Below are 8,863 nucleotides of genomic sequence, written 5' to 3' on the forward strand. Positions count from 1 at the left end.
ATTTTTATATTTAAAGTGAAATGATTCTGGCTAACGCATATTTAGTTTCGGCGAATATCTATTAGTTAGATTAGATTAACTCTCAGCAATAAAGGTATAGATAATGTTTTTCTTTGGCATTGAGCATGAAGTCGCTTTCCTAAACAAACAAGGAAAGTTTGCTGATTTTTCCCACACAAAGTTTGCTGATTTTAATCAAATTATTGAAAAGCTACCCACATATCCCAGTGACTATCCTCAACTGCGCGTAGGCGATGCGGGTATTAAGATGAAGAGATGGTACATTGAGGGATTTGAAAGATTTGCAGATTCTGACGAGGTTATAGACTGCCATGTTAAAGGTATTGAAATTAGAACAACTATACATTCTGATATTCAAGGCGCTATTACGGAATTATCAGAAAGTTTTCATCTACTACGTGAGGTTGCTGCTAACTTTGGTTTATCACCAGTTTTAGTCAGTTTCAATCCCTATAATCCGGCTTTTGAGCCTCAACCCCCACTAAATGATTACGAAATTAAACAGCTTGAGGCTTATCCTGACGAACAAACTGCTAATATTCACATGGTGTCTTATGGGCCAGATTTAAATATTTCAGTGGCAGGTTTATCTACTGAAGATGTAATTGATATTGGCAAAAAGTTAACTTATTACAGTCCTTATATCGTCCCTTTTAGTTATAGTTCCCCTTTTTATAAAGGAGGTTTATGGGATGGGTTATCTGTACGAACTTTTATCAGAACCGGAAAAAGACCAGCAGCTCTAGTTTTCGTTCAGAAAGAGGAGCAACTAATTAATAGCATACCTTCCTTAACAAAAATCGCCCGTATTCCAGCGGAAGTGGGACGCATTGAATTTAAGGCGTGTGATAGTTGTGATGATTTTTTAATCTACGCGGCTTTGCTGACGTTATTGAAAGGTTTGGTGTTAGATGAAACCTTGGTAGGTAGAGCAACTGTACCCGATGCAGCACTACATCAAATTTCTGCAAAAGAAGGTTTTGACAACAAGGATATTTTTGAGAATGCGACAAAAATCTTGCAAGCAGCCGAAGTTTCCTTGGGAGATGACCCAGATATTCAGTATTTAACGCCGTTAAAAGTGCTGTTAGCGAAGCGAAAAACTAGATCCCACGAATTAATAGAAATGTTCCATTGTGTAAGTTCAATAGATGAGGTAATAAGGCAGACTTATCAATTTTAAATAAAAGATTTATTTTTACAGTTAAAAAAGGGGAACTTTATATAACTTTATACTTTACAAATATCCGATAAGGTGCATGTTACTGAAAGTCCTTTGATTAGATAAAGCGGAGTTAAATAAACATAAATACTAAAGTGATTAAGCTGCCACAACTAAATTAAGTCGATATATCTAGAGACTGATTTTATTGTAACCACAGATAGAGGAAAGTTCATTCCAGAGATTGATGCAGGCTTTAGTATTTTCAAAGTACAAGTAGAAACAGCGAAGGTTGAAAGAAGAATGTCAAGATAAAATGTAATAATTGTGCAAGAGAATTAAGGTGGTACTTTGCTTATTATCCCTTACTAATTCGATGCAGAAATACAAAGACATTTCCTTCATCAACTTCATCTTAAAAGAAATTCCAGATTGAAGTGTAGCTTGCTATTTTTATTATTGATTGCCAAATAAAGATATAAGCTTACGCTCTCTCAGTGAAGTTCTGCGTTGTTAAAGCTGTTATCGAGGATTTCAAATGAAGATTATTGCTTCTGTTTTATCTATCTTAAGCCCAGTCCGTTTTCTAGTTGTGGCTTTTACTTGCGCTTTACTACTGTTATCTAGTGCTTTTCCTGCTTTTGCGATGGATAGCTATCAAAGCGATCCTACCGAAGGTACTACACAACTGCTTGATATTCAAAGCAAAACTGATAAAGCTGCTAAAGAACCACCAGCAGGATTGAAAAAGGTTCAAAGGGAGTCCAACAAAGGACTCAATGAAGTTCAGGGAGATGCTGATATTGACAAGCAGAAGCGTCCTGACAATTCACAGAGTGCAACCACTGTTGAAGAAAATATAAAGAAAGTGTTGGAGAAAGTTACAGGTAAGTAACTAAATTAATAGTTCTGGTAATTTTTCGGTAGTAATGGGTGATTGCGTAAAAGCAATCACCCATTACTAATTTCAACCTGGCAAGTTTAATTAAATATCAAATAGGGAAAACTACGTTTCGATAGTTTTAATTATGAATTAACCATAGCAGTTGTATTTAAAATTTTATGTTTGGAACTAAAAAAATAATAAAATTCTCTAATGACTAGATTATTGCCTTGATACTACCTATTAAGGCATAGGCATAGTTCTAAATGGGGTGATTAATTTAAACTCATAATGCTTCCTTTGGTTGATGTGGAATCTATCTGAAATTTGAGAAATTAATAAATAAGTTTGCTTAGGGATGGAAAAAAAATGCGTGCGATAAACATTGGGTTGACAGAAGAACAGCGTCAAGGTGTAATCAATCTGTTAAATCAAGATTTGGCAGATGCCTATTTACTGTTGGTGAAAACCAAAAAGTACCACTGGGATGTCGTCGGCCCTCAGTTCCGCTCTTTGCACCAGCTTTGGGAAGAACACTACCAAAAGCTGACTCTAAATATTGATGCCTTAGCAGAGCGGGTTCGTGCTTTGGGCGGTTATCCAGTTGGTACATTGGAAGGATTTCTCAAGCTTGCTACCCTCAAGGAACATGCTGGTAGTGTTCCCACATCAACGAAGATGGTAGCTAATCTAGTACACGATCACGAGCAGGTTATCCGTAACTTAAGAGACCATGTGGATCAGTCTAGCGATAAATTCCACGATCAAGGGACTGCTGACTTTTTGACTGGACTGCTGGAACAGCATGAGGAAATAGCTTGGATGCTGCGTTCATTTATTGAAGGAGAAGCATTAGATCCAGATGGTAAGCAGCCAGCATCTGGGGCTAAGACTCCCGTAGGCGTGTAGCTCATAACGTTTGAGTTGAGGATGGTTGTCTGTGAAACCGATTAGAAGGGGGAATCATGCTCCTTCTAATTGGTGTGAAAGGATTAACCTAGCTCTTCACCTTAGGCATTGAAAAGGTGAAATCTGGTTCACCTAGCTTACTCTTCGCGCATCTTCATTAAAAGGGGGGATCTTAAAAGAACCAACTTTTTAATGGGGTTGGGAAATCCTTTCTACGTAAGTCCTAAAAATAATACAAGGAGTATTTAAGTGACAGAAGTATATAAAGCAGAACGTACCATTTCTGCTGCATTCAAAGAACAGAAGCAAATTGATGATGTGATTCGACGTTTACTAGACAGAAGTGTACCTAGAGATCATATTTCGGTCATGGGTAGAAACTTTCAGTCAGAAACTAGAATCGCTGGCTTTATTAGTAAAAAGGATGTGATTCTGGGAGGTTTGAGAACAGGGGCAGTTTTTGGTTCTTTGTTTGGTTCCTTTCTCAGCTTACTCACGGGTGTAGGCGTACTGTTTATTCCCTTTGTCGGCCCAATTGTGGCAGCAGGGCCTATTGGTGCAGTGCTGCTGGGGGCTGCAAGTGGAGCGATCGCAGGTAGTGCAGGTGCTGGTTTAGTATCGGTTCTAACTACTTTGGGGATGTCAGAAGATAAAGCGGCTATCTACCAAACCCGCTTACAAGCTGGTGAATTCTTAGTGATGGCAGAAGTTCCGAGCGATCGCACTGGCGAATTTCAATTGCTACTCGAAAGTGCTGGTGGCGAAGAAATTCACACAATTGAAAAAATCTTTGCTCGCCCTTGTCCTGGACAGTGCAACAGCCCAGAAGACTTGTCTCCTGAAGTTCGCGCTCATCTTTCTGATGCGGCTCAACGCACATTCATTGAGAGCTATAATACTGTCTTCAATGAGAAAAATGACGAGTTTACAGCTGAACAAGCCGCCTGGGAGTCTGTTCATCAGCAATATGATGAAGATGAAAATGGTGTTTGGTCAAAAGCTAAAGTTAAAGCTTAAACTGCTACGCGTTGAATTATATCGGAATCTGATTTGATTCATAAAATCAATTTGCGTGGTGCGCGAAGCCCAGCAGGGAATAGGCAACGTAAAAAAAGGCTTTTTGACTTTTACTGAGTTTTTTCAAAAATAAAATATTAGTTCTATAGCAATTCTATTTGATTTGTAAGAATTGCAAGCCGCAGTTCCCCGACTTATCAAAGAAGTCGGGGATATTATTTTTGCTTAGTAGTCACTAAATTTTTGGTGAAAAGTTAAATCCCCAATTTCTTTGAGAAATCAGGGATTTAGATAAGGCAAGTCTGCACAGACTGGTATCTGCGTAGGTCTAGCCTAACTCAGGCATCGCACTTTTAATAAAAATTAAATCCAGCTTGAGGCTGGACAATTGCTAGAAAAATTTTTGAAATTGAATTTTTCCTTGATTTTTAACTTACCAAATCAACCAAGGCGTTTGACTGGAAGCGGACTATAGATGAGACTGAGCAGCCACGATAATTCTCAGAGGTGAATACTGATAGTGTGATATTAGCTTGACCGGGATCTAAGATGCGTTTTACCTTGCAGGTTTGCATTTTGTTGTTGCAGTAAGCAATAATGCGATCGCCAGCCTTGACATCTAATGCTTGAATTTTCACTTAATACCAACCTCGCCCAAGATTTTGTTTAGCTAAGGTGAAAAATATATTGCTATATTTCACTTGCTCAACAGTTTAAATATTTATTTCAGTATAACACAAAAAACACAGGTTCTAAATGCTATCAATTTTATCTTGATAATGTCAAGTTGATTTATGCTCAAAACTCCTTTCAATCCTGGATTTTATTGGAGGATGCAGGAGGAGCAATTCACTTACTTGTATGACATATACGGTTCAGTTAAGTATTTTTCTTTCTCTCTGTGTCCTCTGGGACTAAGTTGGCAGCCTCATCTTGAAAACCCAGATAGGGCTAAATCTCCATCTGCTCTGAATTTTTGTGAGTGCAGATTTTTCCTTCTATGTTTTTGTTACAATTATTGAAATTTTTACCTAAAAATACCACTATGGCTTTATATGCTGAATTACATAGGCACTTAGGCGGTTCCGTCGTACCGCGAGTTTTATGGCGATATTTTGAGCGACATTCTTCGGAGTTGATTTCCCGCTTTGCTGACTATTCAGAATTTGAAGATTTTTATACTCGCCCACGCAACAGCTTAGATGAGTATCTAGAATTACACACCCTGGTAGAAAGTGTGCAAACTGTGGAGACTTTGCCTTACTTTATCTATCGCTTGGTGCGAGGTGCTTACATTTTTGAAAATTTGGCTTATTTGGAACTACGCTACACTCCCTATTTACGAACACCTGAGCATCTGAATCAATCACAGAGAATTGACAAGATGGCTGAAATTGTGAAAGTAGTAGGACTTGCTAGCCACCAGCCAGAACATCCGATTGTTACTAGCCAAATTCTTTGTATGCACACGCGCTTACCTTATGAGGTGAACAAGGCGATTGTTGATTTGGCGGCACAAAATAAGCAGTATGTCTGTGCAGTCGATGTAGCTGGCGGTGATAGCTATTATGCCGATCGCTTAGAAGAATGGATTAGCTTATATGATTATGCGCGATCGCTAGGCGTTAACACCACGGGACATCTATATGAAACCACCGCCGGTTGTTATCCCGAACTGTTACCCTATCTCATGCGAATCGGTCACGGTATCCAAATCCCCTTACTGTATCCAAAGTTACTTAATGATGTAGCTAGACGCGGACAATGTTTAGAGATTTGCCCGACAACTTACATAAAAACTGGTACTTTGCAAGATATCCGTCAACTCAAAGTAGTTTTTGACCGTTGTTTTGATGCTGGGGTAGATATCGCTATCTGTACTGATAATGCTGGATTGCACAATGTACGTCTACCATTTGAGTATGAAAATCTCTTGACTTACGACATTATCAGTTTTAAACAACTACAAGCTTGTCAGGATGCAGCTTTCCGTCATGCTTTCGCTTGGCCTTACAGTGAACGTCCTGCATCGTTGTTGAACGATTTGCTCAAACCCGAACCACCGAAAGTTTTGGCAATTAGGGATAGTAATTAACGTTAATGAATGTTGAGTGTTGCGATCGCTGATTTGTCTGATGCTTTAGAGAAAGCTGTAATGCACAATAGATATCTGGCAAAAACAATGCTTCATAAATTAAACCACAGATGGACGCAGATTGTTCATCTGTGTTTATTTGTTGTTTATTTTTCGCTGATTAGATTTTTTCTAGAAGTTTATTTTGAATTTTGAATTGTTTTCTTTCCCCCACTTCCCTTAGCCGCAGAAGCTATAAACTATCATTTATGGCATCTACTATTTTCAATCTACCAACAGAAGTCGTATATCTTATTACAGCTGGTGAAGTTATCGACTCTTTAGCTTCTGTGGTGCGGGAATTGGTAGAAAATTCCCTAGACGCAGGTGCAACGCGAATTGTGGTTTCTCTATGGCCGCAGCAATGGCGAATTCGTGTTGCAGACAATGGCTATGGAATGAACCTAGATGACTTGCAACAAGCAGCCACAGCCCACAGCACCAGTAAAATTCGCTCTAGTGCCGATTTATGGAAAATTAACAGTTTGGGGTTTCGTGGTGAGGCGTTACACAGCTTAACAACTCTGGCAGATTTGGAAATTTTGAGTCGTCCTGTGGGCGGAAAATTAGGATGGCGGATTAGCTATGGTGATGGTGGGGAAGTTGTGCAACTTGAAGTAACTGCGATCGCACCTGGTACAGTGGTAACAGTTTCTCATCTTTTCGGTAACTGCTCATCACGCCGTCAGGGATTGCCTACAGCAGCACAGCAAATGAAAGCCGTGCAAGCCACAATTCACCAAATTGCCCTATGTCATCCCCACGTTACTTGGCAGATTTGGCAAAATGACCGTCAATGGTTCACCATCTCTCCGGCTGCGACAACTGGGCAACTCCTACCGCAGATTTTACCCCAGGTGCGACAAGGTGATTTGCAAGAGGTGAAACTCGAAATACCTAACCCTTGTACAGACGTGATTAATCACGTCTCTCCTCACTCCTCACTAAATTTAGTGGTAGGATTACCCGATCGCATTCATCGTCATCGTCCAGATTGGGTACGTGTAGCCATTAACGGACGGATGGTTAAGACACCAGAACTAGAGCAAACAATATTATCAGCATTTCACAGAACATTACCACGCGATCGCTATCCAATTTGTTTCTTACATCTTGCCATTTCTCCCGACCAAATTAACTGGAATCGCAATCCAGCCAAAACAGAAATTTACCTCAACGAAATCATTTATTGGCAAGAGCAAATTACGCAAGCAATTAACCAAGCACTCAGTATATCTTCTACCAATCTCAAAGAAGCTGTTCACACCACACGAGTTAGTAAATTACTCAAAGTAGCAGAAGCAAAAGGCGGCTACAATTTTAATCCTCAAAATCCCAAGGAAGATTGCAAAAATCCTAATTCCTTGAAGGCTGTTGCTCAAGTTAGCAACACCTATATTGTGGTGGAACATCCAGGTGGTATGTGGTTAGTCGAACAGCACATTGCCCATGAGCGAGTTTTGTATGAGCAATTATGCGATGATTGGCAACTTGTTCCCGTAGAACCGTCAATCATTCTTTATCAATTGTCGCCAGCGCAATTATCGCAACTGCAACGCATCGGTTTAGAAATAGAACCCTTTGGCGAGCAACTTTGGGCTGTCCGAAACATCCCCGCACCTTTGCGACAAAGAGACGACTGTGCAGAAGCAATTTTAGAGCTTAGTTGGGGAGGCGATTTACAAACTGCTCAAGTAGCTGTTGCTTGTCGTAGTGCCATTCGTAATGGTACACCCATGAATCAACAAGAAATGCAGACACTTTTAGATAATTGGCAACGCACTCGCAACCCTCGCACCTGTCCCCACGGACGACCAATTTATCTATCTTTAGAAGAATCAGCTTTAGCCCGATTTTTCCGTCGTAATTGGGTAATTGGTAAAAGTCATGGAATTTGATATTTTTGGTGATACATTACAATAGGTGAAGTTTTAATCATTTTAATTTTTACCATAAAAGTAACGCAAGAACCAGTTTTGACATAGCCAGCACCACGCTGAAAAAGCTGAAAGACGAAAGACCGGAGATATTTCTTTCAGGTAAAGGTAAACGCTTTATGTTGTTGCAAGCACAAGAGCGATCGCTTAAGCTTATGGAGTTTGACAGAAAAAAGGCAATCGCATCCCTGGATGAAGGTAAACTTGTGATTCCAGTGTGGTTGGATGTTATTGATCAGCAGTTGAATAAGAGACTCAATGAGCGAAACGAATCTGCTTAATCCGTGGGAGAGATAATGCTCAATGACCAATAGAAATATACAGCCTGATGAGGGTATCTTCGATTCTGCACTGGCAAATCAACGTCCAGTATCAGAAACCTTCTTCCTGGATTTTTCTGCTGACCAAACAATTGCCCAGAATCTTCACCAATCAGATGAAGCTGTGCAGCGTCGGATACGCCAAATCATGGAAGCAGCTAACAGTCCAACTCGTTTTTTATTTAACTTCCAGACATACGGGAATAATTTGGATGAAGAAGTAGCAGCAGATTTCAGCCGTGGAGCAATTGCAGCAATTGACTCTACAGATGTTTTACCTGTTACCGACTTAATGAATACTTCCTTTTATGCCGTTGGAGTCGGATGTATTACAAGTCGTAATCGTTATGCCCCAGAAGTTGTTTTAACTACTACAAACACTCGCTACAGCACTTTGCGTGACTAACTAGTACAGTAGCAGCAGTGAGAAAAATAGTTTTGGAGTTGCTTGCTTGAGCATAAGAGGACTCCTAGTGACAA

Annotated in this window: 9 protein-coding genes; 8 read left to right on the forward strand and 1 reads right to left on the reverse strand. The window is 39.9% G+C overall.

Features of this window, described 5'->3' with window-relative positions; all coding sequences use genetic code 11:
• Window positions 1–103 precede the first annotated feature (103 nt).
• From V7K55_RS13905 to V7K55_RS13920, 4 genes are all read left to right on the forward strand, one after another.
• Complete coding sequence (locus tag V7K55_RS13905) at window positions 104–1,204, forward strand: glutamate--cysteine ligase (RefSeq protein ID WP_334832160.1); 1,101 nt, start codon at window positions 104–106, stop codon at window positions 1,202–1,204.
• 517 nt (window positions 1,205–1,721) lie between these two features.
• Window positions 1,722–2,078: a hypothetical protein gene (locus V7K55_RS13910; RefSeq protein WP_334832162.1), complete on the forward strand. Its 357-nt coding sequence runs from the start codon at window positions 1,722–1,724 to the stop codon at window positions 2,076–2,078.
• Window positions 2,079–2,435: 357 nt separating this feature from the next.
• Window positions 2,436–2,975, forward strand: a complete 540-nt coding sequence (locus V7K55_RS13915) for a Dps family protein (protein ID WP_334832164.1) — start codon at window positions 2,436–2,438, stop codon at window positions 2,973–2,975.
• Between the two features lie 249 nt (window positions 2,976–3,224).
• Entirely contained in the window at window positions 3,225–3,992 is a 768-nt protein-coding gene (locus V7K55_RS13920; protein ID WP_334832166.1) for a ChaB family protein, read from the forward strand.
• Window positions 3,993–4,420: 428 nt separating this feature from the next.
• On the opposite strand, the gene V7K55_RS13925 is transcribed toward V7K55_RS13920, so the two are convergent.
• Window positions 4,421–4,630: a hypothetical protein gene (locus V7K55_RS13925; RefSeq protein WP_041565457.1), complete on the reverse strand. Its 210-nt coding sequence runs from the start codon at window positions 4,628–4,630 to the stop codon at window positions 4,421–4,423.
• Window positions 4,631–5,037: 407 nt separating this feature from the next.
• Between V7K55_RS13925 and V7K55_RS13930 the strand changes: the two genes are divergently transcribed.
• From V7K55_RS13930 to V7K55_RS13945, 4 genes are all read left to right on the forward strand, one after another.
• The gene (locus V7K55_RS13930) at window positions 5,038–6,087 is read left to right on the forward strand and encodes an adenosine deaminase (RefSeq protein WP_334832169.1); all 1,050 of its coding nucleotides are present in this window, start codon (window positions 5,038–5,040) and stop codon (window positions 6,085–6,087) included.
• Between the two features lie 248 nt (window positions 6,088–6,335).
• Complete coding sequence (gene mutL / locus V7K55_RS13935) at window positions 6,336–8,024, forward strand: DNA mismatch repair endonuclease MutL (RefSeq protein WP_334832171.1); 1,689 nt, start codon at window positions 6,336–6,338, stop codon at window positions 8,022–8,024.
• 158 nt (window positions 8,025–8,182) lie between these two features.
• Window positions 8,183–8,344 (forward strand): hypothetical protein, encoded by a 162-nt coding sequence (locus V7K55_RS13940; protein WP_334832173.1) that lies wholly within the window; start codon window positions 8,183–8,185, stop codon window positions 8,342–8,344.
• 22 nt (window positions 8,345–8,366) lie between these two features.
• Entirely contained in the window at window positions 8,367–8,789 is a 423-nt protein-coding gene (locus tag V7K55_RS13945) for a hypothetical protein (RefSeq protein WP_334832175.1), read from the forward strand.
• Window positions 8,790–8,863: the final 74 nt, after the last annotated feature.

The sequence above is a fragment of the Nostoc sp. genome (assembly GCF_036919895.1).
In the GTDB taxonomy this organism is placed as follows: domain Bacteria; phylum Cyanobacteriota; class Cyanobacteriia; order Cyanobacteriales; family Nostocaceae; genus Nostoc.

What these genes read in the sequence shown, in the direction of transcription:
- V7K55_RS13940 (WP_334832173.1), top strand. Translation starts at nt 8,183, where the DNA reads ATGTTGTTGCAAGCACAAGAGCGATCGCTTAAGCTTATGGAGTTTGAC.
- V7K55_RS13915 (WP_334832164.1), top strand. Translation starts at nt 2,436, where the DNA reads ATGCGTGCGATAAACATTGGGTTGACAGAAGAACAGCGTCAAGGTGTA.
- mutL (WP_334832171.1), top strand. Translation starts at nt 6,336, where the DNA reads ATGGCATCTACTATTTTCAATCTACCAACAGAAGTCGTATATCTTATT.
- V7K55_RS13910 (WP_334832162.1), top strand. Translation starts at nt 1,722, where the DNA reads ATGAAGATTATTGCTTCTGTTTTATCTATCTTAAGCCCAGTCCGTTTT.
- V7K55_RS13905 (WP_334832160.1), top strand. Translation starts at nt 104, where the DNA reads ATGTTTTTCTTTGGCATTGAGCATGAAGTCGCTTTCCTAAACAAACAA.
- V7K55_RS13930 (WP_334832169.1), top strand. Translation starts at nt 5,038, where the DNA reads ATGGCTTTATATGCTGAATTACATAGGCACTTAGGCGGTTCCGTCGTA.
- V7K55_RS13945 (WP_334832175.1), top strand. Translation starts at nt 8,367, where the DNA reads ATGACCAATAGAAATATACAGCCTGATGAGGGTATCTTCGATTCTGCA.